The following is a 24,208-nucleotide window of genomic DNA, read 5'->3' on the forward strand; positions in this document are numbered from 1 at the left end:
GGACATGGCACGCGCACCCCTTCTCCAGATTTCCGACATCGCCCTGACTTTCGGCGGCGATCCTGTTTTTGCCGACCTGTCGCTGGTGATCCAGCCGGGCGACCGGGTGGCCCTCGTCGGGCGCAACGGATCGGGCAAATCCACCTTGATGAAGGTGATGGCGGGCCTTGTGCTGCCCGACAGCGGCACGCGCGTGGCCTCGCCAGGCGTGCAGGTCGGCTATATGGAGCAGGACCCCGAGATGAAGGGGTTCGCCACCTTGGGCGATTATGCCGCGAGCGGTCTGCCGCCCGAGGAATCCTACAAGGTCGACATGGTCGCCGAAGGGCTGAAATTCGATCCCGCCGGTGCTGTGTCCACCGCATCGGGCGGGGAACGCCGCCGCGCGGCGCTGGCCAAGCTGATGGCCGAAGCCCCCGAACTGATGCTGCTCGACGAGCCGACCAACCATCTGGATATCGAGGCCATCGCCTGGCTGGAAAACGAACTCAAACAGACCCGCGCCGCTTTCGTGCTGATCAGCCACGACCGCGCGTTCTTGCGCGCGCTGACCCGCGCGACGCTCTGGGTCGACCGCGGTGCCGTGCGCCGCGCCGAACAGGGATTCGACGCCTTCGAGGAATGGCGCGACAAGATCTGGGAAGAAGAAGACCAGCAGCGCCATAAACTCAACCGCAAGATCAAGGCCGAGGCCCGCTGGGCTGTCGAAGGCATCTCTGCCCGCCGCACCCGCAACCAAGGGCGTTTGCGGGCATTGCAGGACCTGCGCGCCGAAAAGGCCGGCCAGATCCGGCGTCAGGGCACGGCGGCAATGGCCTTTGACGGCGGGTCCACCTCGGGCAAAAAGGTCGTGGAATGCTTCGGGCTGACCAAATCCTTTGACGGCAAAAGCATCGTGCAGGGGCTGGACCTGACCGTGCAGCGCGGCGACCGGATCGCCTTTGTCGGGCCGAACGGCGTGGGCAAGACCACGCTGATCAAGATGCTGCTGGGTCAGGTCGAACCGGATGCAGGGCAGGTCAAACTCGGCACCAAGCTTGATATCGCGGTGTTCGACCAGACCCGCGCGGCGCTGAACCCCGATATGACACTGTGGGAAAACCTGGCGTCGGACCCCGAACTGGGGGTCAGCGGCAAATCCGACCAGATTATGGTGCGCGGCACGCCCAAACATGTGGTGGGATACCTCAAGGAATTTCTGTTCGACGAGGCGCAGGCGCGCGCCCCTGTCCGCTCGCTCTCGGGCGGTGAAAAGGCGCGGCTGTTGCTCGCACGGCTGATGGCGCGGGAAAGCAACCTGTTGGTGCTGGACGAACCAACCAACGATCTGGATATTGAAACGCTGGATCTGTTGCAGGACATCCTGGGCGATTACGACGGCACCGTGCTGCTGGTGAGCCACGACCGCGATTTCCTTGACCGCGTCGCCACAACGACCATCGCGATGGAAGGCAACGGGCAGGCCGTCGTCTATCCGGGTGGCTGGTCGGACTATCGCGACCAGCGCGGCGGCGATTTCACTGAATCAGCAACGGCGACCAAGCCACTGGCGAAAAAGGATAAACCCGCTGAGAAAAAACCCAGTGGCGGGCTGTCCTTTACGGAAAAGCACCGGCTTGACGCGCTACCAGGACTGATCGCGACCCTGACGGCGGAAATCGGCAAGCTGGAAGAACTGCTCGCCGATCCGGCGCTGTTCACCGAAAATCCCGTCAAATTCGCCAAAGCCACCGACGCGCTGATCGCCCGCCAGATGCAGCTGTCCGATGCCGAGGATGAATGGCTGGCGCTGGAAGAAAAAGCCGCCGGCTGATCACGGCATCCGCAACGCGCCGTCCAACCGGATCGTGGTGCCGTTGAGATAATCGCATTCCACGATGAACCGCGCGAGGGCCGCAAATTCCGCCGGATCACCAAGGCGCGCAGGATAGATCACATCGCGCGCCAGCCCCGCCATCACCTCCTCGCCCAGCGATTCGAGCATCGGCGTGCGGAAAATCCCCGGTGCGATGGCCATCACGCGGATGCCGTTGCGCCCCAGATCGCGCGCCATGGGCAAGGACAGACCGGCGATGCCCGCCTTGGACGCGGCATAGGCCGCCTGTCCCTTTTGCCCGTCAAACGCCGCGACAGAAGCGGTGTTGATGATCACGCCGCCTTGCGTCATGCGCGCGGCGGCTAGGCGCGCCACGTTGAACGTGCCGCAAAGATTGATGTCGATGGTGCGCGCAAAGCTGTCCTGCCGGTGTGGGCCATCGCGGCCCAGCGTCTTTTCCGCCGTGGCGATGCCTGCGCAATTGACTGCGACATTCAGGCCCGTGACCTGATCCAGACCCGCGGCAACGCTGGCCTCATCGGTCACGTCGACCTGCGCGAAGCCCGCGCCAATCTGTGCTGCAAAATCCGCACCCGCCGGATCGCGGTCGAATATGGTGACCTGCGCCCCCGCCGCGGCAAAGGCCCGCGCCGTCGCCGCACCCAGACCGGATGCGCCCCCCGTCACAATCGCCACCACTGTTGATATATCCATGCAGTCCTCCCGTTGCGGTCAGACTGCCCAAGCAATCAAAGAATGCCAACCCCATCGTTCGAGCCCAAATATCCTCGGGGGGGTCTGGGGGGCCGACAGCCCCCCAGCTTTCTTGACTCAGCCGTCGAAGTTCACTTCTTCCATGATCCGCACCGATGCGGGCCGGTTGTTGGCCAGTTCGTTCAGATCGACCGTATCAGGCGTGAAGGTCCCCCAGCTTGCGACCAGTTCGGACATCGCCGCGCCTTCCAGCACGGGGTATTCGTGGTTGGTTTCGGCATAGATCGCCTGTGCGGCCGGCGAGACGAGGAATTCCATCAACTGCACCGCTTCGTCACGGTTCGGCGCGGATTGCGTCATCGCGATGCCCGACACGTTCAGATGGGTGCCGCCATCCTCGAACGTCGGGAAGATGATACGCACGGCATTGGCCCATTCCTGCTGCTCGGGATCGGCCAGCATCGCGCCCATGTAATAGGTGTTGGTCAGCGAAATATCGCATTCCCCGGCCCAGATCGCACGCACCTGCGCGCGGTCATTGCCTTCGGGCTTGCGCGCAAGGTTTGCCCGCAGGCCAGCGGCCCAGTCGCGCGCCGCATCTTCGCCCTTGTGCGCGATCACGGCGGACAGCAGTGCGAGGCTGTAGTTGTTCAGACCCGAGCGCGAACAGATGCGTCCGGCCCATTTCTCGCTGGTCAGGTCTTCGTAGGTGGTGACTTCGCCATCGGCCACACGCTCGTTAGAGGCATAGATCACGCGGGCGCGGGTTGTCAGAGCGAACCAGAGATTCTCGTCGCTGCGCAACTCGGCAGGGATGGCCGCGTTCAGCACATCGCTTTCGACAGCCTGCACAACACCGGCATCCACGATCTGCTTGAGGTTCGCGATATCGACGGTCATCACCAGATCGGCGGGCGAACGTGCCCCTTCGGCGGTCAGGCGTTCGACCAGACCATCCTCGATGAAGGACAGGTTGACGGCGATGCCCGTCTCGGCAGTGAAGGCATCCATGACGGGCTGGATCAGGCCGGGTTCACGGGTGGTGTAGATATTGACATCGGCAATGGCAGGGCCGGCGATGGCGGCACAGGTGCTGGCCAAAAGGATGTTGCGCAGGTTCATGGGAAGGCTCCTTGGTTGAACTGGCGCCTTTAAGCCTGAGTCTTTTACTCGGGTCAATACCTGAATGTTTTAGTCGGGCTATTTTTGGCCTTTCTCCAGCGCCTTCTGCGCGTCCCACAGCGCGTCCATTTCTGCCAGATCACTGTCGGCAGGTGTCTTGCCCTGCGCCGCAAGTGTCGCCTCTATCCCCTTGAACCGACGTGTGAATTTTCCGTTTGTGCCGCGCAGTGCGGCCTCTGGATCAACGCCCAGATGTCGCGCCAGATTGGCCAGCACGAACAAGAGATCCCCCATCTCATCGGCAATCTCGGCCTGTGTCAGGCTGTCGCGGGCGGCGACCAGCTCGCCTGCCTCCTCGATGAGCTTGTCCAGAACATGCGACGTATCGGGCCAGTCGAACCCGACGCGGGCCGCGCGTTTTTGCAGTTTGACCGCGCGCATCAGCGCAGGCAGGCCAAGGGCCACACCGTCGAGCACACCGCCTTGTGCCTTGCCTGCGCGTTCGGCGGCCTTGATCTTTTCCCAGTCGGCCACTTGCTGGTCGGCGGTTTTGTCGCGGTTCTCGTCGCCAAAGACATGCGGATGCCGTGCCACCATCTTGTCGGCGATATTGCGGACCACGGACTCGAAGGTGAAATGCCCTGCCTCGGCTCCCATCTGCGCGTGATAGACGGTTTGCAGCAGCAGATCGCCCAGTTCACCCTCAAGCTCGGGCCAGTCGGCGCGGGCGATGGCATCGGCGACCTCATAGGCTTCCTCGATCGTATAGGGGGCGATGGTGCCGAAATCCTGCGCGATGTCCCAAGGGCAGCCCGTTTCGGGATCCCGCAGACGGCGCATGATTTCGAGCAGGCGTGGCATGCCGCCATCGGGGTCGTGGATCAGCGCATCGTCTGCCATTGCAGCCACCTTCATCTTGGGATCAACTGAGCCTATTGCGACAAAACAGAAAGTGCCAGTCATGCCCGTGATCAACCGTATTGCCGATTATGCCGAAGAGATGACGGGCTGGCGCAAACATCTGCACGCACATCCAGAATTGCGATTCGATTGCCACAAGACGGCAGCTTTTGTCGCCGAGAAACTGCGCGCCTTCGGTGTCGATGAAATCCACGAAGGGATCGCCACCAGCGGGATCGTCGCCATCATCAACGGGCAGGGCGCGGGCCGCACCATCGGGCTGCGCGCGGATATGGATGCGCTGCCGATGGAGGAGGTGACGGGGTTGGACTACGCCTCGACCGTGAAGGGCGCGATGCATGCCTGCGGCCATGACGGGCATACGACGATGCTGCTGGGGGCGGCGAAATATCTGGCCGAGACTCGCAATTTCACCGGACGCGTCGCGCTAATTTTCCAGCCTGCCGAGGAATCAGGCGGCGGGGCCGAGGTGATGGTGAACGAAGGCATCCTGGATATGTTCGACGTGGCAGAGGTTTACGCCCTGCACAATGCCCCCGGCACGGCTGTGGGGGCGTTCTATACCACCCCCGGCCCGATCATGGCGGCGGTGGATACGTTCCATATCCATGTGCAGGGGCGCGGAGGGCACGGGGCCATGCCGCATGAAACCGCCGATCCGGTGGTGGCTTGCGTCGGCATCGTCAGCGCGATCCAGACCATCGTCAGCCGCAACCATTTCACCTTTGACCAGCTGGTCGTGTCGGTCACGCAGATCCACACCGGCACGGTGGACAACGTCATCCCCGACACGGGCTATATCAACGGCACGGTGCGCACCTTCGATCCGGCGGTGCAGGCGATGGTGAAAACCCGTTTGGCCGAGATTGTGGCGGGACAGGCCGCGTCCTACGGCGTGACGGCGACGCTCGATTACGAGATCGGCTATCCCGCGACGGTCAACGATGCGGACAAGACCGCCTTTGCCGCCGCTGTCGCGCGCGAAGTGTCGGCCGATGTGGTCGATGATGCCGCCCCCGAGATGGGGGCCGAGGATTTTGCCTATATGCTGAACCAGCGCCCCGGAGCCTATCTGTTCGTCGGCAATGGCGACACGGCAGGGCTGCACCATCCGGCCTATGATTTCGACGATTCCCTGTCGCCTGTGGGTGCCTCGTTCTTTGCCCGCATCGTCGAGCGGGCCTTGCCGGTGGCGCCATAACTTTTGGGCCTCCGGCGGGAGTATTTTTGGAAAAAAGAAGGTGTGAAGAATGGCTTTGGAAGATGCGAGAGGGCAGGTCGATCTGGCCTTTACACGCGAAGATCGGCGCGGGCTGGCGTTCGAGAATGCCTTTGGCGGCGCGGTGTCGTTTTTGCGACGGGCCTATTCCAAGGATCTGACCGGCGTTGATCTGGCGGTGACGGGCATTCCGTTCGATCAGGCGGTGACACACCGCCCTGGTGCGCGGTTCGGGCCGCGCGCGATCCGCGAGGCATCGTGCCTGCAGCCCTATGACCCGCCCTACGGCTGGGACGGGTTCGATCCTTTGTCGGAATTCGCCATCGTGGATTATGGCGATATGCCGTTCGATTACGCCAATGTTGCCGGCGTGCCCGCGCTGGTCGAGGCGCATATCGCGCGCATTCTGGCAGCGGGGGCGGCGAGCGTCACGTTGGGGGGCGACCATTTCATCACCCTGCCGATCCTGCGCGCCTATGCGGCGAAATACGGACCCCTGTCGGTGATCCAGTTCGATGCGCATTCCGACCTGTGGGCTGACGATGATATGGCGCGGATCGATCACGGCACCTTCATGTACAAGGCGGTCAAGCTGGGGCTGGTGGACCCTGCGCGATCCGTGCAGATCGGCATCCGCACCGAATGTGACGACTATCTGGGGATGCGGTACATCGATGCGCGGTCCTGCCATGAACGAGGGGCTGCCGATGTCGTGGCCGAGGTGCGCGGGATCGTGGGCGATCATCCGACCTATGTGACGTTTGATATCGACGCGCTGGACCCTGCCTTTGCGCCCGGCACCGGCACGCCGGTCTGGGGGGGCCTTGCCAGCTGGCAGGCGGCGGCGATGCTGCGGGACCTCGCGGGCATCAATATGGTGGGCGGCGATATCGTCGAAGTCTCGCCCCCCTATGACACCACGGGGGCCACGGCTGTGGCAGGCGCGCATGTTGCGATGGAGCTTTGCTGTCTGGCGCTCTGGAACAAAAGGATAAAATGATGAAAAATCAACCGATCAGCGGCAATGATCTGGCGCGGTTTTCAGGGCCGCAGACCTTCATGCGCCTGCCGCAGGTAGAGAGTGCGGCGGGCCTTGATGTGGGGTTCATCGGCATCCCGATGGATATCGGGACAAGCTGGCGGTCGGGCACGCGGATGGGGCCGAAACAATTGCGCGAACAATCCGCGATGATCCGGCCTTACAATATCCAGACCGGGGCGGCGCCATTCGATGCGCTCCAATGCGCCGATCTGGGGGATGTGCCGATCAATACCTTCAGCCTGAGCGATACGATCCGTATTATTACAGAGACTTACGCCGCACATCTTGCGCATGACTTCATCCCGATGACCCTGGGTGGCGATCACACGCTGACTTTGCCTGTGTTGCGGGCTGTCGCGGCCAAGCATGGCCCTGTCGCACTGGTGCATGTCGATGCCCATGCCGATGTGAACGACGAGATGTTCGGCGAGCGTGAGACCCATGGCACGGTGTTCCGCCGCGCCTATGAGGAGGGGATCATCACCGCCGACAAGGTGTTCCAGATTGGCTTGCGTGGCACGGGTTACACGGCGGATGATTTCACCGAAGCCGCAGGCTGGGGGTTCAACCAGTATCTGGCCCCGCAGCTTTGGCACAAATCGCTGACGCCGCTGGCCGCCGAGATCAAGGCGCAGATCGGGGACCAGCCCTGCTATATCACCTATGATATCGACAGTCTGGATCCGGCCTATGCCCCCGGTACCGGCACGCCGGAAATCGGCGGGCTGACCACGCCGCAGGCGATGGAACTGATCCGGGGTCTGCGCGGGCTCAAGATCGTGGGCTGCGATCTGGTCGAGGTGTCGCCGCCTTATGATCCGTCGGGGAATACCGCGCTGACGGGTGCGAACCTGATGTTCGAGATGCTGTCTATCCTGCCGGGAGTGCCTTACCGATGATCGATATCATGATCCGGGTCATTGTTGTCGTTCTGGCGCTGATGGTGGGTGCGATGACTTATGTCCGCCTTGCGCCGACCGATGTCGCGCGCTGGCACCAGCTGGACCAGATCGCTACGCCGGGTGATCAACTGGCCCCCGGCGGGTTTACTGCCGCCCGTCAGATCACCGCCGACCCCGCGCAGGTGCTGACCGCACTGGACGCTATCGCGCTGGCCACCCCGCGCACGCGGGTCATTGCGGGCAGCGTGGAGGAGGGGATGGTGACCTATCAGACACGGTCGCTGCTGTGGGGCTTTCCCGACCATACGACCGTCGCGGTGCAGGGCGATCTGTTGGTGATCCATGGCCGTCTGACCTTTGGCGGATCGGACATGGGGGTCAACCGCGTCCGTGTGGTAGATTGGCTGGACCAGCTTGGCCCCTTGACCGCGGCACCCTGATCGGCCAATCGGGGCGCCATGATAGCCGCTGACAAAATCGAACAGATCATCGACCGTTTCCGCTTTCTGGAAGCCAAGATGTCGGATGCCGCCCATGGCGGCGATATCGCGGCCTTGGGGCGCGAATATGCCGAACTGCGCCCCGTGGTCGAGACGGTCACGGCCTACAAGGACCTTCTGGCCCAGATCAGCGACACACAGGCGCTGCTCAAAGACCCCGAAATGCGCGCGCTGGCCGAAGAAGAATTGCCAGAGCTCAAAGCGGCCCTTGCCGCCAGCGAGCGTGATGTGCAACTGGCGCTGCTGCCTAAAGATGCCGCTGATGCGCGGCCCGCTTTGCTGGAAATCCGCCCCGGAACAGGGGGCGATGAGGCATCGTTGTTCGCCGCCGATCTGTTGCGGATGTACCAGCGCTATGCCGAAAACATGGGCTGGCGGTTCGAGATCCTTGAACAAAGCCTGACCGAACTGGGCGGGATCAAGGAAGTTGTGGCGCGGGTTGCCGGCGAAGGCGTCTTCGCGCGGCTGAAATACGAAAGCGGCGTGCACCGCGTCCAGCGCGTGCCTGAAACCGAAAGCGGCGGGCGTATTCATACATCGGCGGCCACCGTCGCCGTGCTGCCCGAGGCGCAGGATGTCGATATCCAGATCAACCCGAATGATCTGCGCATCGACACGATGCGCGCCAGCGGATCGGGCGGCCAGCATGTCAACACCACCGATTCGGCGGTGCGCATCCTGCATATCCCGACGGGGATCATCGTCGTCAGCGCCGAGAAATCGCAGCACCGCAACCGCGAGATCGCGATGCAGGTGCTCAAAACGCGGCTCTTTGATCTGGAACGCCAGCGGATCGACGGCGAACGCTCTGCCGATCGCAAGGCGCAGGTGGGCTCGGGCGACCGGTCGGAACGCATCCGCACCTATAACTTCCCGCAAGGGCGGCTGACCGATCACCGGATCAACCTCACGCTTTATTCACTGGGGCAGGTGATGGCGGGCGATCTGGACGCGATCATCGACGCCCTGCAATCCGAAGCGCAGGCCGCCCTGCTGGCCGAGATGGGCGCGTGAGCGGCTTTTTCGCAGGCGGGCGGTTCTGGGACATGACGGCGGCGCAAGAGGCGGCGCTGGCCACGGCTGCCGCCACACTGAGCAACGTTGGTATCAGCGACGCTGTGAAAGAGGCGCGGATGCTCTGGGTCCATGCTGCGGCGGACGAGGGTGTCTTTGCCAGTTTGATCGCCCGCCGTGCCGCGCGCGCGCCGCTGTCGCATCTGCTGGGCTACCGCGATTTCTATGACCACCGGTTCATCGTGACGCCCGATGTGCTGGACCCGCGCCCTGACACCGAATCCGTCGTTGCGGCGGCGCTGGACCAGCCGTTCAGCCGCGTTCTGGACCTTGGGACAGGATCGGGCTGCATCCTGCTGTCGCTTCTTGCCGCACACGCGCAGGCGACGGGGCTGGGCGTCGATATCTCGGACGCGGCACTTGCCGTGGCGGCGCAGAACCGTACCACCCTTGGGCTTGACGACCGCGCCACGCTGGCACGGTCGGACTGGTTCGGCGCTGTCACCGGCACTTTCGACCTGATCGTTTCCAACCCGCCCTATATCGCGGCGGATGAAATGGCCGGCCTGCAACCCGAGGTGCGCCTGTTCGAGCCGCATCTGGCCCTGACCGACGACGCTGACGGGCTGTCCTGCTACCGCATCATCGCGGCGGGCGCGGCTGCGCATCTGGTGCCGGGCGGTCGGCTGATCGTGGAAATCGGGCCGACACAGGCAGCGGCGGTCAAGGCGCTTTTCGCAAGCGCAGGATTGACCGACCTGCGCGTCATCCCCGACCTTGACGGGCGCGACCGCGGGATCGCGGGGCGCTGGCCGGGTCCTGCGGCCTGATCGCGGCGGTTCCCCGCAAATCTGGCCGAGCTGGGCAATTTTGACTTGTCTTGGCCCGCCTGCCGTGCTTATTGCCATGTATCGGATGGGCAAGAGAACACGATCTCTCTCCGGTCAGTCGCCAAAACATTGCAAGGCCACCACATCAAAGACGCGCCGCTGCGCGATACAGCGCCAGCGCAAGGTCAGCCAAAGGCTCGAAAGCATATCAATGAGATCATCCAAGTCACGGTCGCGGAACAAGAACCGCACGCCACGTCCTTCGGGCGGAAACATCATCAACCGGGTTTTCGAAAGCTCGGGTCCTGATGGCAAAGTGCGCGGCACGCCGCAGCAGATCATCGAGAAATACAACCAGCTGCACCGCGACGCGCAATTGTCCAACGACCGGGTGAATGCCGAAAACTTCGCCCAGCACGCCGAACACTACACCCGCCTTCTGGCCGAGGCCCAACGCGAGGTTGACCAGCGCCGCGAGGAACTCGAAGCGCAGAACCGCGAACGGCAGGCCGAACGCGACAAGGAACGCAACGACCGCGTGCAGGCGCAGGAACAGGCCAGCACCGACCAGCCTGCCATCGACCGCCCCGACCCGCGCCCGAGCGATGACGACGGCGATCAAGGCACCGATTCCGGTCTGGTCGAAACGCCCGAGGAAAAGCCGCAACAGCGCGCACGCAAACCCCGCGCCCCGCGCAAACCGCGCCCCGACAACCGCGACAACAACGCGACACCCGAAGCGGCCGAATAAAGACCTAGCGCGCGGCTTTCAGGCTGCGCGCCAAGGCACAGAACGCTTCCAGCCCGACCTGTTCGGCGCGTTCGGTCGGCTTGATGCCGACCTCTTGCAAATGATCCTCGATGGCAGGGCTGACGGATTTCAAGGCGGACCGCAGCATCTTGCGCCGCTGGTTGAAGGCCGCGGCGACCACCATGTTCAGTACGGCAGGGTCAGCCGGATAGCGCGGCACGGGCAGGGCGGTCAGATGGACCACCGCCGAATGCACTTTGGGCGGCGGGCTGAACACCTCGGGCGGCAGGTTCATCACGATCTTCGCATCCGCGCGCCATTGCGCCAGCAGCGCGAGCCGCCCATAAGCCTTGCCGCCGGGCTGCGCCACGATCCTTTCGGCCACCTCGCGCTGGAACATCAAGGTCAGACTGTCCCAGAACGGCGGCCAGATCTGCGGCGTCAACCAGCGCACCAGCAGTTCGGTCCCGACATTATAGGGCAGGTTCGCCGCTACCTTGATCGGGGCTTGCAAATATTCCAGCGGATCAATCGCCAGCGCATCGCCTTCGATCACCTGCAAACGGCCCGGATAGGCGGCGGCGATTTCGGCCAAGGCCGGCAGGCAACGGGGGTCCTTTTCAATCGCCAGTACGCGGCGCGCGCCCGAGGCCAGCAACCCGCGCGTCAACCCGCCGGGGCCGGGGCCGATCTCCAACACATCCGCGCCGGAGAGGTCCCCCGCCAGCCGCGCAATGCGGGCTGTCAGGTTCAGATCCAGCAGGAAATTCTGCCCCAAAGACTTTTTCGCCGCCAGATCATGCCGCGCAATCACATCGCGCAGCGGCGGCAGATCATCAATCCCGTTCATGCCATCTTCCGAGCCCAAATATCCCCGCCGGAGGCATCAAAGTTTTTCGCCATGCGCGCAGCCTGCTGCAAGGCCGCGATCATCGACGCAGGGTCTGCGACATCGCGCCCTGCAATGTCGAAAGCCGTCCCATGATCGGGCGAGGTGCGGATGAAGGGCAGGCCCAATGTGATGTTCACGCCGCCCGCAAAATCAATCGTCTTGATCGGGATCAAGGCTTGGTCGTGATACATGCAGACCGCCACGTCGTATCGCGCGCGGGCGGCGGCATGAAACAGCGTATCGGCCGAATGCGGCCCCGAAATATCCAGCCCTTCAGCGCGCAAGGCGTCCAAGACGGGGGTGATCGTCGCGATCTCCTCGCAACCCATCTTGCCATCCTCGCCCGCATGCGGGTTCAGCCCTGCAACGGCGATGCGCGGCGCGCTAATCCCGAACTGACGGCGCAGGGCGGCATGGGTGATCAGGATCGTGTCGGTGAGGAGCGAGGCAGTCAGCGCTGCGGGAACATCCGCCAGCGGAATATGGATCGTCGTGGGCACAACGCGGAGCCCCTCGCAGGCCAGCATCATGACCACGCGGTCCACCCCTGCCAAGGCAGCAAGGTATTCGGTATGTCCCGGATAGGCGAAACCCGCACCTGCGATCAGCGCGGCCTTGTGGATGGGGGCGGTACACAGCGCGCTGGCCTGACCGGACCGGACAAGATCGACCCCCGTGGCAATCGCGTCGATCACCCCTTGCGCATGCGCGGGGTCAGGCTGCCCCGCGACAGCAGGGCCGCCGAAATCTCGCGCCAGCACGGTCAAGGCATCTGGCGTGATGCTGGTCAGGTCATTCACGATCTGTACGGGCGTGCCTGCGGGCAGATGCGCGGGATCGCCGATCCAGACCATCGGCAGATCATGGCGCAGCACAGCCCAAGCCTTGGCCGCGACTTCCGGCCCGATGCCCGCCGGTTCGCCGCAGCTGATGGCGACAGGTTTCATCGCGCGACGATCACCGCCTGCGCGCGCAGATCCTCGACCAGCGCATCGGCCAGTGTTGCAAGGCGCTGCCCGCGGATCTGGTTGCGCACGCTTTCAGGGTTGGCATCCACCGCACCCGCCGATTTCCGCTGGCACAACATCAGGAACACCAGTGTCTGGCCGTTGTCGCGTGTCAGGTTTGTGGACACTTCATTGGGATCAAGACGGGCAAGTTCCAGCGCGATATCTTCGGGGATCTGGCCGGGGGCCACGTCGCGGCGGTCCAGCACTTCGGCGGGCTGGTTGCGCGCGATGCCGTAAAGATCGTCACAGGTATCGACATTGTTGGCCACGTCGCGCGCTGTCCGCAGCGCTGCTTCGCTGCGGCCACCAGGGATATAATAGGCTGCGTAATCGATGCTGGCGGGCGGCGGCGCGGGGCGCACCGCTTCACGACGGCCGCGCATCTGGAACAGGGCGATGCCATTGGGAATCATGATCGGTTCGGTCACTTGCCCGTTTGCAAGATCAAGGATCACGCTTTGCAACTGCGGCGGATAATTCGAGATCGGCAACCAATCAAGCCGCCCGCCCTGTTCGCGCGATGGTAATGCCGAGACCTGCCGTGCCGCAGCCTCGAAATCTGCAAAGGACCGCATCTGCGAAATCTGGGTCGCTGCTTGCCCTGCGCGTTGCGCCATTTCCGGCGGGGCGGCGATGATGATCTCGTTCAGCAACACCTCGATCTCGCTGGTGGCGCGGCCTTGCTGGCCCAGCACGCGGTCGACATCGGCATCGGTCACGGTGACCTCGCGGTTGAAGCGCGCGCGCACATATTCGCGCCATGTGACGCCGATGCTGACGAAATCGCGCAAAGTGACGGCATCGACCCCGTTCTGCGCCAGCATGCGTTCAAACTGCGCAAGGGACATGTCGGCACGCCCTGCGAATTCCTCCAGCGCGGCGGCGATCGCCTCTTCGGGCACCGTCAGCCCGACGCGGTCGATTTCCTGCTGCTTCAGCCGGTCCTCGATCAGCGCGTCGCGGGCGGCCTGCCGGACATCACCGGGGGTGCGGAACACTTCAAGCAGGCGGGTGCGCTGGTTCAGTTCGTATTGGGTGATGACCCGTTCATTCACGGTGATCGCAGGCGCGAACTGGTTTTGCGCGTTCACCGCGTCTACCGGGCCAAAGGTCAGGGCCAGTGCCAGAAGGGCGGTCAGGGTCGAAAATGCACGCATGCGGTCCTCATTTTTTGTCACTGCCGGCATTGCGCGGCGGGGCCTCCACCGGAGCGGCCAGCAGAAAACCCTGCCAGCGTGCCGGTTAACCCGAAAGTGGTCGTCGGATCAACACTACTGGAAGACGTATAGCGGCGCGAGGCGGAAACCGCGATGGTCACACATTCGTTTTGCCACTGAAAACCCACCCCCGCCTGAACGGGCAAGTCGGCGGCGACGTTGTAGCGCGCATCCACCGACATCTCCAATGCCTCCGTCAGTTGGAAACCGGCATCGAGCGTCCATTCCGAGATCGTGTCGAACCGGTTTTCCGCCGGATCGCGCGCCTGCCAGATATAGGTGGCGCCGACATCGATCCAGTCATTGCGCCAGCGCACACGGCCGTCCGTGCGGGTGGTCTCGATGGCGTCATCGAAGAGCCCGCGCAATTCGATCAGAAAGCCGGCGGGCGTCGTATATTGCCCCGAAACCAGCCAGTCCGACCGCGTCCCGTCCAGTCCCGACGAGGGTGTCAGATCCGGTTGGGCGCGGTCACGAAACACCCGCCCGAAGGTCAGTGAGGATGCGTTGCCCGCCTGTCCCAGCCGTGTCCATGTCAGCCCCGCCGCGAGCTGGGTGCCAGTCTCTACGGCGTCCTGTCCGGCAAAACGGGTGCGGTCGAACAGGTTCGCGGGGTCGAATTCGCTGCGGGTGCTGTCCTCGTTCGGGGGCGTGCCGCCATAGGCCTCGGCCCAGCTAAGCGTGACGGTCGGTTCAATCAGGTGCCGGGCTGCCCCCGCGCTATGCTGCGCCAGCGGCCAGCGCAGTGTTGCCATCCCGCTGGGCACGACGCGCAGATCGGTGCCGGGAAAACTGCTGTCGTCGCGCACGCTGTAGATATCGCCGCGCAGGCCGGTCTGTGCGGTTGCCACAACCCCGCCCGGCAGGATCCAGTCGCGCCGCCAGTCCGCACGCGCACCCGCACGCGTCACATCGCGCCCTGCGAGGCCGTCTGTGTCGTCGGTGCGGTAGGCGGTGTCGATACTGGCGGCATAACCGAGTGTCCCGCCAAAGGACGGTTGCATGCGCGCCTCATAGCGCGCCTCACCGATGATGGGCGGCAATGAGGCATTGGTTTCTACATCCCGCAAGGTCTGAAAATAGGAAAAGCGCAATTCGTTGAGGGTGTTGTCGGTCACACGCACGATGCTCAGCCCGCTTTCCAGCCGGTCTTTGTCGTCATAATCGTAGTCCAGCAGATAGGCCTTGTCGGACACGGTTTCGATATTGAAAGCAAGGCGGAAATCAGCGGGCAATCTGAAATTGCCATTGGCGAACAGATAGGACCGCAGATCGTCCTGCAACGTGTCGTCGCTGACGGCACCCCGCACCGACACCGAACCGGTGACAAAGGCGCGGCGGAATTCCATCTCCAATGTCCGCGTCTGGGCAGAGACATAGGGCGTCAGGGTGACATCGGCGTGATCGCCCAATGTGATGAAATAGGGTAGCTTGATCCCTGTGCCCAACCGGCTGGTGTTGCGCTGACGCGGGATCAGAAAGCCTGTCGCGCGCTCCAGCGTCGGATCGGGCAGGCGCATCACAGGCAGCCAGAACAGCGGCAGGCCGCGCACAAGAAAGGTCGCATTCTCGAAGTAGAGCTGTTGTTCGAACGTGTCATGCACGACCCGTTCGGCGCGGATTTCCCATAGCGGCGCGCGGGTGCCGCAAACCCGACAGGATGATGCGGTGCTGCGGTAAAGCTGCAGATAGCGCCCGTCCTGCCGGTTGATCTGGTTGGCGGCCAGTTGCAGTTCCTGATCCAGCACCAGCCGCGCGCCCAAAAGAATGCCATTTTCGAGCCGGGGGTCCAGATCGCCGCTTTGAGCGGTCAGGACAGCGCCGGTCGCATCCTGCACCACGATAGGTCCGGTGATGATCAGCCGGTCGGCGGCGCGGTCATAGATGATCTGGTGGGCGCTCATGCGTGTGCCTTCGAAAAAGGCAACGACATTGCCGGTCGCAGTCAGCCTGTCATCGGCTGTCAGCGTCACGGTATCGGCCACCAGCGTGGCGACATTTTGCGCCTGCGCAAGCTGCGGCAGCAGCATCAGGATCAGGGCAAGCCAGCGCATCAGCCATCCTCGTTGTGCAAAAGGATACCCAGCGACAGCGCCATCGCCGCAAGCGGTGGCGCCCATGCGGCCAAGGCGGCGGGCAGTTGCCCGTTCTCGCCCAGAACTTGCGCGAAATTGCGGATGAAATAGATCACGAAGGCAAGGATGATCGCGGTCATCACCGCAAGTCCCGTGCGCCCGCCGCGCTGGTGGCGGATCGTGAAACTGGCCCCGATCAACACCATCGCCATCAGAAACACAGGCTGGGCGATTTCGCTGTGCAGCCAGACCAGATGCCGCTGCGCGGAAAACCCTGCCGCTTGCAGCCGGTCGATGAAGGCGGGCAATTGCCAGATCGGGATCGACGAGGGTGTGCCGAAACTGTCGCGGATCTGGTCCGGCGTCAGCGTAGACGGAATCCGCATAGCGGCCTGCCGGATCGCGCCTGCCTCGGGGGTGACAGCGTCGCCGAAGGTCCAGATCTTGGCGTTGGTCAGCACCCATGCCCCGTCCGTCAGCACCGCAGAGGCCGCGTTGACGCGCCGTGCAGGCCCTGCGTCTGGTGCGAAGGTCAGGAATGTCACATCCGTCAGGATGGTGCCGTCCAGATTGGCGCCCGCTGCGCGGATCACTGTCTGCCCGTCGCTCGCGCCTTGCCGCAGCCAAAGGCCTGACGACCCGATCGACAGAACTGACGCATTGCCGCGCAGGGCACCGCCGCGGGCCTCGTATTCCTTGGACGTGGCCGCCACGATCGGGTTCAGGATCGCGACCGCCAGAATGCCGATCAGCAGACCTACCGCCAGCGGGGCCAGCAGCGCGCGCAACGCCGACCGGCCCGCGGCACGGGTCACCACCAGCTCGGACGACCGCGCCAGCCCCAGAAACAGCGCGATAGCTGCAAGGATCATGATCAGCGGCAGGATCTCATAGATCGCGCGCGGGGTGTTCAGCAGCGTCAGTTCCAGAAGGTCGCGCAGCCCTGCCTCGGCGGTGGCATAGCGGCGTGACTGTTCGACCAGATCAAGAAAGACCATGATCAGCATGAAGACCGCCAGCACCCCCAGAAAGGTCAGCAGGAACCGGCGCGCGAAGTAGCGGTGCAGGATCATGCGGGCACCCCTGTCGCGGGGCGGCGCTTGAACAGATAGGGCCGGCCTGCCCAGAACAGCAGGAACCAGACGATCGCCATCCCGCCGATTCCCGGCAGGTAGGTCAGAAACCACAGCTGCGCATTGCTGCGTGCCGCATTAAGCCCGGCGGTTTCCAAAGCCTTGACGACGACAATCAGCCCGATCGCCGCCACGATCTGCCGCCAGACCCCGAACCGGCTGTGCCCGCCGACCATCAGCGTGGCAAAGCCAAGCAGTGCCGCGACCGTCCCCAGCAACGACTGGCTGAACCTGTCATGCCCGTCCGCGATCATCCGCGCCTCGGATGCATTGGTTTCGGCGGCCAGTTCCGGCGTGGGGTTCAAAAGTTCCCATGTGGACAGATGCGCCGTCCGGCGGCCGGGTGCGGTGGCGGGGGTCAGCAAGGCCCCGACGTTGTAGGAAAAATCCGCAAAGCGCGTCGTGAACAGCCGCTGGTCGGCCAGACGCAGGGTCTGCACCATGCCGTCGATCATCACCAGCTGGGTTTCATCGCCCTCGCGTACCAGAAAGGCGCGCGATGCGGTATAGGTCACATGGTCTGCGATGTCGCGGTTGTCCGACAGGAACACATCGTAGAGCTCGCCTTCCGCACTGATGTCGCGGATATAGAAGGTGACGCCTGCAATGGGCTCGGTAAAGGTGCCGGGGGTCAGCAGGCGCGCAGTCATGTTGCGCGCGATCTCGGCCTGACGCTGGGCCAGTTGCGCCGCACTGAGCGGCACCAGAAAATGCATCAGCAACGACATGAGCAAGGCCACGATCAGCCCGAAATAAAGCACCGGGCGGGCCATGCGGAACATTGAATAGCCGGTCGCCTGCACCACGACCAGTTCGCTGTCATTGGTCATCCGGTTGGTGACATAAATGGCCGCCGCAAAAGCCGCCAAAGGCAGCGCCAGCCGGATCACCGAAGGCAGCGTCAGCGCGGTGAATTCGAAAAACACGCCCGCCGACTGGCCATCGGCAATCAACTGGTCGAACAAAAGGACCGCGCGGTTGATCGAGTAGACCAGCACCAGCACCAGCCCGAAGAATCCGCAAAGCGTGATCAGCTGGGACAGCATATACCTGTCAAATCGTGCCAAACCCTGCATCCCTTTGCGCCAATCTTGCGGCAAACTAGCCTAAGCTGCGGCGGTGTTGAACAGCTAACTGGCCATTGCCGGACCCGCGGGCTAGGTATCGCTGATGACATCAGCCTGGACAGGAGACGCCATGCCCACCCCCGCAGAGATCCGCTTTGCCGACACCGACCTTGACCAGATCGCTGCTGCCACCGGCAAGATCGCCGTTTTCGTGGATATGGACGGGCGGATGGATGCCGCCGGACGCAAGGTGAACAGCCTTGCGCGCAAGGCGCTGGAGCGGTTCACAGCCTCTGATGCCTTTGAAAAGATGGCGGCCGGTGACGTGAAAACCATCGGCTATCCGGCGGGGTTGGCAGCAGATGCGGTCTGCGTGGTCAAGCTGGCGCGCCGTCCTTCGGTGGCCGAGGCGCGCAAGGCGGGCGCGCAACTGGCCAAGGCCCAGAACGGGCAGGACCTGACCGTATTGGCGGGCACGTCGCCACGCGCCGCCGATATCGCGCTTGGGCTGGCTTTGCGCGGCTATCACTTCGACACCCACAAGACCGGCGATAAACCCGCCCCCGGCAAGGTGTGTTTCATGGTGGCCGATCCCGAGGCCGTGGCCAAGGCCGCGGCCCCGATGGCCGCGGTGGCCGAAGGCGTTTTCTTTACCCGCGATCTGACCAATGAACCTGCCAACGTGCTGACGACCGATGACTTCGCCGCACGGCTGGCCGCGATGCAGGAACTGGGGCTCGATGTCGAGATCCTCGAGGAGCCGGATCTGGTCCGGCTCGGGATGCGCACGCTCTTGGCCGTGGGGCAGGGGTCGGACAGCCCGTCCAAGGTCGTGGTCATGTCGTGGAACGGCGGCAAGGCGGGGGATGCTCCCTTTGCGCTGGTGGGCAAGGGTGTGGTGTTCGACACCGGCGGGATCAGCATCAAACCCGCCGCCGGCATGGAAGAGATGACGATGGACATGGGCGGCGCAGGCGTTGTGGCTGGTGTCATGCGCACGCTGGCTTTGCGCAAGGCCCGCGCGAATGTCGTGGGCGTCGTGGGGCTGGTGGAAAACATGCCCTCGGGGTCGGCCACGCGGCCGGGCGATGTGGTGCGCTCGATGAAAGGCGACACGGTCGAGATCATCAACACCGATGCCGAAGGGCGCCTCGTGCTGGCTGATGTGCTTTGGTACACGCAGGACCGTTTCAAACCCTGCGGGATGATCGACCTTGCGACGCTGACGGGGGCGATCCTGGTCGCCTTGGGGCATGAAAACGCAGGGCTGTTTTCCAATAACGACGCGCTCTGTGGCCAGTTCCTGAAGGCGGCCGAGGCTGAAGGCGAAGGCGCGTGGCGGATGCCACTGGCCAAGCCCTATGACGCGCTGATCAAATCCCAGATCGCCGATATCAAGAACGTGGGCGGGCGCTATGCCGGGTCGATCACGGCGGCGCAATTCCTGCAACGCTTTGTCAAGGACGACGTGCCGTGGTGCCATCTGGACATCGCGGGTGTTGCGCATGTGAAATCCGAAACCGCCCTTGCGCCCGCGGGCGCCACAGGCTGGGGCGTCATGGCGCTGAACCGGTTGATCGCAGATAACTACGAGGGCTAGATGGGCGCGGTCTTTTTCTACGAATTGCAAGGCGCGCCCTTGGAAGCGACCCTGCCGATGCTGCTGGACAAGGCGCGCGGGCAGGGCTGGCGGGTGCTGGTGCGCAGCACCGACCCTGCGCTGCTGGCGCATCTGGACGCAGCGCTATGGCAGGGCCCCGTCGAAAGCTTTCTGCCGCACGGGATGGCGGGCGGGCCACATGATGCCGATCAGCCGATCCTCTTGGGCGATGTGCCTGCGGACGGCTTCGCCTGCGTGATGGCCGTGGGCGGGGCGGCAGTGACGGCGGATGAGGCTAACCGCCTTGCGCGCGCCTGCATCCTGTTTGACAGCGCCGAAAGCGCCAAAGCACAAGCACGCGTGCAGTGGAAGAGCCTGACAGATGCCGGTATCGCCGCGCAATATTGGGCGCAGGAGGACGGGCGCTGGGTCAAAAAGGCGGAACGTGACGCGCGCAGCGCAGGCTGAAAAGGGGCGCTGCCCCTCGCCCCTGACCGGGGCTCACCCCCCGGATCACGTCCGGTGCAGGCTCCGTACTTTTGGAAAAAAGAAGACGTGGCTTTACCACATCGTTCGAGCCCAAATATCCCCGCCGGAGGCCAGAAAGTCGCTAGAACGCAAAGCTCGAATCAAAATCTTCGGGCAGTTGTGGCGCAGGGGCGCAGGCGGCCAGCAGCAGGATAAGGGTCAGCGCGCGGATCATCTTGTCAGCACCATCGTATCGTTGGAAATCTCGATCCGGTCATAAAGGCCAAGGTAGGACATGCCAAGCAGGCTTTCCTCCATCTCGCCACCGTTGACGACGGCCTTTACCGGACCGTCGGTGATCCCGCCAAGGGTCATGCTGTCCAGCGTTACGGGGGCTGTGCGCACCATGCCGTTCGCCGTCGCGGCCATGCCAGAATAGGTCAATGTCGCGGGATCAATGCCCGCGCGCCGTGCATCCCTCTCGGACAGGACGACAAGGCTGGCGCCGGTATCGACGATGAACCGCACGGGTGTATCGTTGACCGCGATATCGACGAAATAATGCCCGCCCGCGCCACGCGGCAGGGTAATGCGGCCATCCGCCATCGCCGTCTGGCGCGGATTGACGGTCTGGGTGATGTCGCCCCACAGCCCGTAGGCCCCGATCACGCCCACAAAGATCAGCGCCCAGATCGCCGCTTGCTGCGCCATCTTGCCAAGGTTGTTGCGTCCCGCAACAATCATCGAGCCGCCGATGGCGGCCGCGAGCAAGACAAGGTAGGTCAGTTGCATGATCTGGTCAGTGGTCATGCCGCACCATATAGCGCTTATCCGCCGATTCCAAAGCCCCGCAACCCGTCGAGCACGAATTGCACCGCCAATGCGGCCAGCAACATGCCCAGCACGCGGGTCACGATGTTCAATCCGGTCTTGCCCAAGGCGCGTTCGATCGTGGGCGCGATGAGGAAGGACAGAAAGGTGATCAGCAGCACCGCCATCAGCACGCCTGCAATCGCGCCGAAATCGGCGGCGGATGTGGCATTGCCTGCCAGCAGGATGATCGTGGTGATGGCCCCCGGCCCCACGATCAGCGGCAAGGCCAGCGGAAAGACCGAAGGGTCGTCCTGATGTTCGGCCTGGCCTTCGGCGGCATTGTCCGCACGCCGTGCCTGCCGGCGCTGGAACAGCATGTCGAGGGCTGTCAGGAACAACAGGATCCCGCCCGCGATGCGAAACGCATCCATCGAGATGCCGATAAAGCCCAGCACCGCCTCGCCCACGAAGAGGAACAGGATCATCAGCACACCCGCGACGATGCAGGCGCGCACAGCGATGGCGCGGCGTTGCTCGGCGGTCATGCCTTGGGTCAGCGCGATGAACACCGGCACCAGACCGGGGGGGTCCAGAATGATGAACATCGTCGTGAAGGCGGCGATGATGGCGGGCAGTTCGGTCAAGCTTTTTCCGCCTTTTCGAGCTTTTCAAGCGCCGCCATCCACATCGCCTCGGCGCGGTTCAGCCCGTCCATGACTTCGGCGTATTTCTTGTTCCAGGTCGCAAGTTCACCGGCCTTGGTATCCTCATACAGTGTCGGATCGGCGAGTTTTTTGGCCAGCTTGTCGCGCATCTCGTTGATCTTGGACACACGTTCTTCGTTCTTGCGTACATCCGCACGCAGGGCCATGATTTGATCGCGCGTGGGTTTGGGCGCGGCTTTGGCCTTGGGCTTGTCCTTTTCGGCGGGCTTGTCAGGCGTCAGCAGCAGGCGGCGGTACGCCTCCAGATCGTCGTCATAGGAGGTGACATGGCCGTCTTTCACGAGCCAGAGCCGGTCGGCGACCATCGACAAAAGATGCATGTCGTGGCTGACGAGGATCACAGCACCGGAATAGGCGGTCAGCGCCTCGACCAGCGCCTCGCGGCTCTCGATATCAAGGTGGTTGGTCGGCTCATCAAGGATCAGCAGATGCGGGGCGGGCAGGGTGGCCAGCAGCAACGACAACCGCGCCTTTTGACCGCCCGACAGGCGGCCCACCTCGGTTTCGGCCTGATCGGCACCAAGTCCGAACCCTGCAAGCCGCGCACGCAGGCGGGCCTGCCCTTCGCTGGCGCGTTCGCGCATCAGGTGCTGCAGGGGCGTTTCATCGACGTAGAGTTCATCGACCTGATGCTGGGCGAAAAACCCGATGCGCAGCTTGTTCGAGGTTACCATCTTGCCGCGCGCGACATCCAGCCGCCCCGACAGCATCTTCGACAGCGTCGATTTACCTTCGCCGTTGCGGCCCAGCAAGGCGATCCGGTCGTCCTGATCGATGCGCAGGTTCAGGTCATGCAGCACGATTGTGTTGCCATAGCCCACGGCAGCGCCTTCGGTCGCGATGATGGGGGGCGACAGTTCTTCGGGCTCGGGAAAGGTAAACACGGTGCGCGCGGCATCTTCGGGCGCGCGGATGGTTTCCATCTTTTCCAGCATCTTGACGCGGGATTGTGCCTGTTTCGCCTTGGATGCCTTGGCCTTGAAGCGGTCGACAAAGGCCTGCAGATGCGCGCGCTTGGCGTCCTGTTTCTTGGCGGCCGAGGCCATCAGCGCACGTTTTTCGGCGCGCTGCTTGGCGAACATGTCATAGGTGCCGGTGTAATAGATCAGCCCCTTGTCTTCCAGATGCAGGATGCCGCCGACCGACCGGTTCAACAGTTCGCGGTCGTGGCTGACGATCAGCACGGTATGGGGGTATTTGACGAGATAAGCTTCGAGCCAGAGCGCGCCTTCAAGGTCGAGATAGTTTGTCGGTTCGTCCAGCAGCAACAGGTCAGGCTCAGAAAACAGCACGGCGGCAAGGGCCACCCGCATCCGCCAGCCGCCGGAAAAGGCCGAACAGGGCATCTGCTGTTCTTCATGCGTGAACCCCAGACCTTTCAGGATCGTCGCGGCACGGGCTTCGGCGGACCATGCGTCGATATCGGCCAAACGCGTCTGCACCTCGGCGATGCGGGCGGGGTCGGTGGCGGTTTCCGCCTCAGCCAAAAGCGCCTCGCGTTCCTGATCGGCGCGCAGCACGGTGTCGATCAAGGACACCTCGTTGCCCGGCACCTCTTGGGACACGCCGCCGATCTTCCAGCCTTTGGGAATGCTGACGCTGCCGGTGTCGAGCACCATTTCGCCGCGGATGATGCGGAACAAAGTGGTCTTGCCAGACCCGTTGCGGCCCACAAGGCCGACCTTGTGGCCGGTGGGAATTGTCACAGTCGCGTTTTCGACCAGCGTGCGGCCTTCGACGGAATAGGTCAGATCGGAGATTTTCAACATGAGGCTGCCTTGCCCGATCCCAAGGGCCGGGTCAATCGGGGGAAATGATCTATCGCTGCGGATGCAGCCCTTTTCATGCCAATGCGTGCATGCTAGGGGGCAGGCAGTTCAACCCAAACCATGAAAGACCCTGAAAAATGGCGATCCAGCGCACATTCTCGATTATCAAACCCGATGCGACCAAGCGCAACCTGACCGGCGCGATTGTCGCCAAGTTCGAAGAGGCTGGCCTGCGCGTTGTCGCGTCCAAGCGTATCCACCTGACGCTGGCACAGGCGCAGCAGTTCTATGGCGTGCACAAGGACCGTCCGTTCTTTGGCGAGCTGTGCGAATTCATGGTGTCCGAACCCATCGTCGTGCAGGTGCTGGAAGGCGAAGACGCCATCGCGAAAAACCGCGAAGTGATGGGTGCCACCAACCCCGCAGACGCCGCCCCCGGCACGATCCGCAAGGAATTCGCGCTGTCGATCGGCGAAAACTCGGTCCACGGGTCGGATGCGCCAGAAACAGCTGCCGAAGAAATCGCTTTCTTCTTCTCGGGTCTCGAACTCGTCGGGTAAGATGGATTGAGATCCAGCCTATGGGGCCGTCCGCATTACGCGGGCGGC

The 24,208-nt window shown here is 63.5% G+C and carries 24 protein-coding genes; 11 read left to right on the forward strand and 13 right to left on the reverse strand.

Annotation, left to right across the window (positions count from 1 at the left end):
• Window positions 1–4: 4 nt before the first annotated feature.
• Window positions 5–1,813 (forward strand): ABC-F family ATP-binding cassette domain-containing protein, encoded by a 1,809-nt coding sequence (locus VCK47_RS01120; RefSeq protein ID WP_322888891.1) that lies wholly within the window; start codon window positions 5–7, stop codon window positions 1,811–1,813.
• Here VCK47_RS01120 and VCK47_RS01125 read toward each other — a convergent pair whose 3' ends face one another.
• From VCK47_RS01125 to mazG, 3 genes are all read right to left on the reverse strand, one after another.
• The gene (locus VCK47_RS01125; protein ID WP_322888892.1) at window positions 1,814–2,530 is read right to left on the reverse strand and encodes an SDR family NAD(P)-dependent oxidoreductase; all 717 of its coding nucleotides are present in this window, start codon (window positions 2,528–2,530) and stop codon (window positions 1,814–1,816) included.
• 117 nt (window positions 2,531–2,647) lie between these two features.
• The gene (locus VCK47_RS01130; RefSeq protein ID WP_322888893.1) at window positions 2,648–3,652 is read right to left on the reverse strand and encodes a Fe(3+) ABC transporter substrate-binding protein; all 1,005 of its coding nucleotides are present in this window, start codon (window positions 3,650–3,652) and stop codon (window positions 2,648–2,650) included.
• A gap of 78 nt (window positions 3,653–3,730) precedes the next feature.
• Window positions 3,731–4,552 carry a nucleoside triphosphate pyrophosphohydrolase gene (gene mazG / locus VCK47_RS01135; protein WP_322888894.1) on the reverse strand — a complete coding sequence of 274 codons (822 nt, stop codon included), beginning with the start codon at window positions 4,550–4,552 and terminating at the stop codon, window positions 3,731–3,733.
• A gap of 61 nt (window positions 4,553–4,613) precedes the next feature.
• On the opposite strand from mazG, the gene VCK47_RS01140 reads away from it, so the two are divergent.
• From VCK47_RS01140 to VCK47_RS01170, 7 genes are all read left to right on the forward strand, one after another.
• Window positions 4,614–5,774, forward strand: a complete 1,161-nt coding sequence (locus VCK47_RS01140; protein WP_322888895.1) for a M20 aminoacylase family protein — start codon at window positions 4,614–4,616, stop codon at window positions 5,772–5,774.
• Window positions 5,775–5,823: 49 nt separating this feature from the next.
• Window positions 5,824–6,792, forward strand: a complete 969-nt coding sequence (speB, locus tag VCK47_RS01145; RefSeq protein WP_322888896.1) for an agmatinase — start codon at window positions 5,824–5,826, stop codon at window positions 6,790–6,792.
• Window positions 6,792–7,733 (forward strand): agmatinase, encoded by a 942-nt coding sequence (gene speB, locus VCK47_RS01150; protein WP_322888897.1) that lies wholly within the window; start codon window positions 6,792–6,794, stop codon window positions 7,731–7,733. The genes speB (VCK47_RS01145) and speB (VCK47_RS01150) overlap by 1 nt, the downstream gene beginning before the upstream one ends.
• An 8-nt stretch (window positions 7,734–7,741) precedes the next feature.
• Window positions 7,742–8,176 (forward strand): DUF1499 domain-containing protein, encoded by a 435-nt coding sequence (locus tag VCK47_RS01155; protein WP_322888898.1) that lies wholly within the window; start codon window positions 7,742–7,744, stop codon window positions 8,174–8,176.
• Between the two features lie 18 nt (window positions 8,177–8,194).
• The gene (gene prfA, locus VCK47_RS01160) at window positions 8,195–9,250 is read left to right on the forward strand and encodes a peptide chain release factor 1 (RefSeq protein WP_322888899.1); all 1,056 of its coding nucleotides are present in this window, start codon (window positions 8,195–8,197) and stop codon (window positions 9,248–9,250) included.
• Window positions 9,247–10,080, forward strand: a complete 834-nt coding sequence (gene prmC, locus VCK47_RS01165; protein ID WP_322888900.1) for a peptide chain release factor N(5)-glutamine methyltransferase — start codon at window positions 9,247–9,249, stop codon at window positions 10,078–10,080. Before prfA ends, prmC begins: the two co-directional genes overlap by 4 nt.
• Before the next feature lie 211 nt (window positions 10,081–10,291).
• Entirely contained in the window at window positions 10,292–10,831 is a 540-nt protein-coding gene (locus VCK47_RS01170) for a DUF4167 domain-containing protein (protein ID WP_322888901.1), read from the forward strand.
• 4 nt (window positions 10,832–10,835) lie between these two features.
• Here VCK47_RS01170 and rsmA read toward each other — a convergent pair whose 3' ends face one another.
• From rsmA to lptF, 6 genes are read right to left on the reverse strand one after another with little or no spacing between them, the layout of a single operon-like run.
• Window positions 10,836–11,681 carry a 16S rRNA (adenine(1518)-N(6)/adenine(1519)-N(6))-dimethyltransferase RsmA gene (rsmA, locus tag VCK47_RS01175; protein WP_322888902.1) on the reverse strand — a complete coding sequence of 282 codons (846 nt, stop codon included), beginning with the start codon at window positions 11,679–11,681 and terminating at the stop codon, window positions 10,836–10,838.
• Window positions 11,678–12,670: a 4-hydroxythreonine-4-phosphate dehydrogenase PdxA gene (gene pdxA, locus VCK47_RS01180; RefSeq protein ID WP_322888903.1), complete on the reverse strand. Its 993-nt coding sequence runs from the start codon at window positions 12,668–12,670 to the stop codon at window positions 11,678–11,680. Before pdxA ends, rsmA begins: the two co-directional genes overlap by 4 nt.
• Window positions 12,667–13,890: a peptidylprolyl isomerase gene (locus tag VCK47_RS01185; RefSeq protein WP_322888904.1), complete on the reverse strand. Its 1,224-nt coding sequence runs from the start codon at window positions 13,888–13,890 to the stop codon at window positions 12,667–12,669. The genes pdxA and VCK47_RS01185 overlap by 4 nt, the downstream gene beginning before the upstream one ends.
• A 17-nt stretch (window positions 13,891–13,907) precedes the next feature.
• Window positions 13,908–16,004 (reverse strand): LPS-assembly protein LptD, encoded by a 2,097-nt coding sequence (locus tag VCK47_RS01190; RefSeq protein ID WP_322888905.1) that lies wholly within the window; start codon window positions 16,002–16,004, stop codon window positions 13,908–13,910.
• Window positions 16,004–17,098 (reverse strand): LPS export ABC transporter permease LptG, encoded by a 1,095-nt coding sequence (gene lptG, locus VCK47_RS01195; protein ID WP_322888906.1) that lies wholly within the window; start codon window positions 17,096–17,098, stop codon window positions 16,004–16,006. The genes VCK47_RS01190 and lptG overlap by 1 nt, the downstream gene beginning before the upstream one ends.
• Window positions 17,095–18,204 carry an LPS export ABC transporter permease LptF gene (lptF, locus tag VCK47_RS01200; protein ID WP_322890002.1) on the reverse strand — a complete coding sequence of 370 codons (1,110 nt, stop codon included), beginning with the start codon at window positions 18,202–18,204 and terminating at the stop codon, window positions 17,095–17,097. Before lptF ends, lptG begins: the two co-directional genes overlap by 4 nt.
• 151 nt (window positions 18,205–18,355) lie before the next feature.
• On the opposite strand from lptF, the gene VCK47_RS01205 reads away from it, so the two are divergent.
• On the forward strand, window positions 18,356–19,825 hold the full coding sequence (locus VCK47_RS01205) for a leucyl aminopeptidase (protein WP_322888907.1): 1,470 nt from the start codon (window positions 18,356–18,358) through the stop codon (window positions 19,823–19,825).
• The gene (locus VCK47_RS01210; protein WP_322888908.1) at window positions 19,826–20,293 is read left to right on the forward strand and encodes a DNA polymerase III subunit chi; all 468 of its coding nucleotides are present in this window, start codon (window positions 19,826–19,828) and stop codon (window positions 20,291–20,293) included.
• A 142-nt stretch (window positions 20,294–20,435) separates the two neighbouring features.
• Here VCK47_RS01210 and VCK47_RS01215 read toward each other — a convergent pair whose 3' ends face one another.
• Genes VCK47_RS01215 through VCK47_RS01230 form a run of 4 tightly spaced genes read right to left on the reverse strand, consistent with a single transcriptional unit; the run spans window position 20,436 to window position 23,600 of the window.
• Complete coding sequence (locus tag VCK47_RS01215; RefSeq protein WP_322888909.1) at window positions 20,436–20,528, reverse strand: DNA polymerase III subunit chi; 93 nt, start codon at window positions 20,526–20,528, stop codon at window positions 20,436–20,438.
• A complete protein-coding gene (locus VCK47_RS01220; RefSeq protein ID WP_322888910.1) occupies window positions 20,525–21,103 on the reverse strand; it encodes a retropepsin-like aspartic protease family protein in 579 nt (192 codons plus the stop codon). The genes VCK47_RS01215 and VCK47_RS01220 overlap by 4 nt, the downstream gene beginning before the upstream one ends.
• Window positions 21,104–21,120: 17 nt before the next feature.
• Window positions 21,121–21,750: a MarC family protein gene (locus VCK47_RS01225; RefSeq protein WP_322888911.1), complete on the reverse strand. Its 630-nt coding sequence runs from the start codon at window positions 21,748–21,750 to the stop codon at window positions 21,121–21,123.
• On the reverse strand, window positions 21,747–23,600 hold the full coding sequence (locus VCK47_RS01230; protein WP_322888912.1) for an ABC-F family ATP-binding cassette domain-containing protein: 1,854 nt from the start codon (window positions 23,598–23,600) through the stop codon (window positions 21,747–21,749). Before VCK47_RS01230 ends, VCK47_RS01225 begins: the two co-directional genes overlap by 4 nt.
• A gap of 137 nt (window positions 23,601–23,737) precedes the next feature.
• Between VCK47_RS01230 and ndk the strand changes: the two genes are divergently transcribed.
• Window positions 23,738–24,160: a nucleoside-diphosphate kinase gene (ndk, locus tag VCK47_RS01235; RefSeq protein WP_322888913.1), complete on the forward strand. Its 423-nt coding sequence runs from the start codon at window positions 23,738–23,740 to the stop codon at window positions 24,158–24,160.
• Window positions 24,161–24,208: the final 48 nt, after the last annotated feature.

It is taken from the genome of Yoonia sp. 72, from assembly GCF_034652275.1.
Taxonomy (GTDB): Bacteria; Pseudomonadota; Alphaproteobacteria; order Rhodobacterales; family Rhodobacteraceae; genus Yoonia.

Excerpts from the sequence above, each read along its gene's own strand:
- VCK47_RS01120 (WP_322888891.1), top strand. The coding sequence starts at position 5 with ATGGCACGCGCACCCCTTCTCCAGATTTCCGACATCGCCCTGACTTTC.
- VCK47_RS01125 (WP_322888892.1), bottom strand. The coding sequence starts at position 2,530 with ATGGATATATCAACAGTGGTGGCGATTGTGACGGGGGGCGCATCCGGT.
- VCK47_RS01130 (WP_322888893.1), bottom strand. The coding sequence starts at position 3,652 with ATGAACCTGCGCAACATCCTTTTGGCCAGCACCTGTGCCGCCATCGCC.
- mazG (WP_322888894.1), bottom strand. The coding sequence starts at position 4,552 with ATGGCAGACGATGCGCTGATCCACGACCCCGATGGCGGCATGCCACGC.
- VCK47_RS01140 (WP_322888895.1), top strand. The coding sequence starts at position 4,614 with ATGCCCGTGATCAACCGTATTGCCGATTATGCCGAAGAGATGACGGGC.
- speB (WP_322888896.1), top strand. The coding sequence starts at position 5,824 with ATGGCTTTGGAAGATGCGAGAGGGCAGGTCGATCTGGCCTTTACACGC.
- speB (WP_322888897.1), top strand. The coding sequence starts at position 6,792 with ATGAAAAATCAACCGATCAGCGGCAATGATCTGGCGCGGTTTTCAGGG.
- VCK47_RS01155 (WP_322888898.1), top strand. The coding sequence starts at position 7,742 with ATGATCCGGGTCATTGTTGTCGTTCTGGCGCTGATGGTGGGTGCGATG.
- prfA (WP_322888899.1), top strand. The coding sequence starts at position 8,195 with ATGATAGCCGCTGACAAAATCGAACAGATCATCGACCGTTTCCGCTTT.
- VCK47_RS01170 (WP_322888901.1), top strand. The coding sequence starts at position 10,292 with ATGAGATCATCCAAGTCACGGTCGCGGAACAAGAACCGCACGCCACGT.
- rsmA (WP_322888902.1), bottom strand. The coding sequence starts at position 11,681 with ATGAACGGGATTGATGATCTGCCGCCGCTGCGCGATGTGATTGCGCGG.
- pdxA (WP_322888903.1), bottom strand. The coding sequence starts at position 12,670 with ATGAAACCTGTCGCCATCAGCTGCGGCGAACCGGCGGGCATCGGGCCG.
- VCK47_RS01185 (WP_322888904.1), bottom strand. The coding sequence starts at position 13,890 with ATGCGTGCATTTTCGACCCTGACCGCCCTTCTGGCACTGGCCCTGACC.
- VCK47_RS01190 (WP_322888905.1), bottom strand. The coding sequence starts at position 16,004 with ATGCGCTGGCTTGCCCTGATCCTGATGCTGCTGCCGCAGCTTGCGCAG.
- lptG (WP_322888906.1), bottom strand. The coding sequence starts at position 17,098 with ATGATCCTGCACCGCTACTTCGCGCGCCGGTTCCTGCTGACCTTTCTG.
- lptF (WP_322890002.1), bottom strand. The coding sequence starts at position 18,204 with ATGCTGTCCCAGCTGATCACGCTTTGCGGATTCTTCGGGCTGGTGCTG.
- VCK47_RS01205 (WP_322888907.1), top strand. The coding sequence starts at position 18,356 with ATGCCCACCCCCGCAGAGATCCGCTTTGCCGACACCGACCTTGACCAG.
- VCK47_RS01210 (WP_322888908.1), top strand. The coding sequence starts at position 19,826 with ATGGGCGCGGTCTTTTTCTACGAATTGCAAGGCGCGCCCTTGGAAGCG.
- VCK47_RS01215 (WP_322888909.1), bottom strand. The coding sequence starts at position 20,528 with ATGATCCGCGCGCTGACCCTTATCCTGCTGCTGGCCGCCTGCGCCCCT.
- VCK47_RS01220 (WP_322888910.1), bottom strand. The coding sequence starts at position 21,103 with ATGACCACTGACCAGATCATGCAACTGACCTACCTTGTCTTGCTCGCG.
- VCK47_RS01230 (WP_322888912.1), bottom strand. The coding sequence starts at position 23,600 with ATGTTGAAAATCTCCGATCTGACCTATTCCGTCGAAGGCCGCACGCTG.
- ndk (WP_322888913.1), top strand. The coding sequence starts at position 23,738 with ATGGCGATCCAGCGCACATTCTCGATTATCAAACCCGATGCGACCAAG.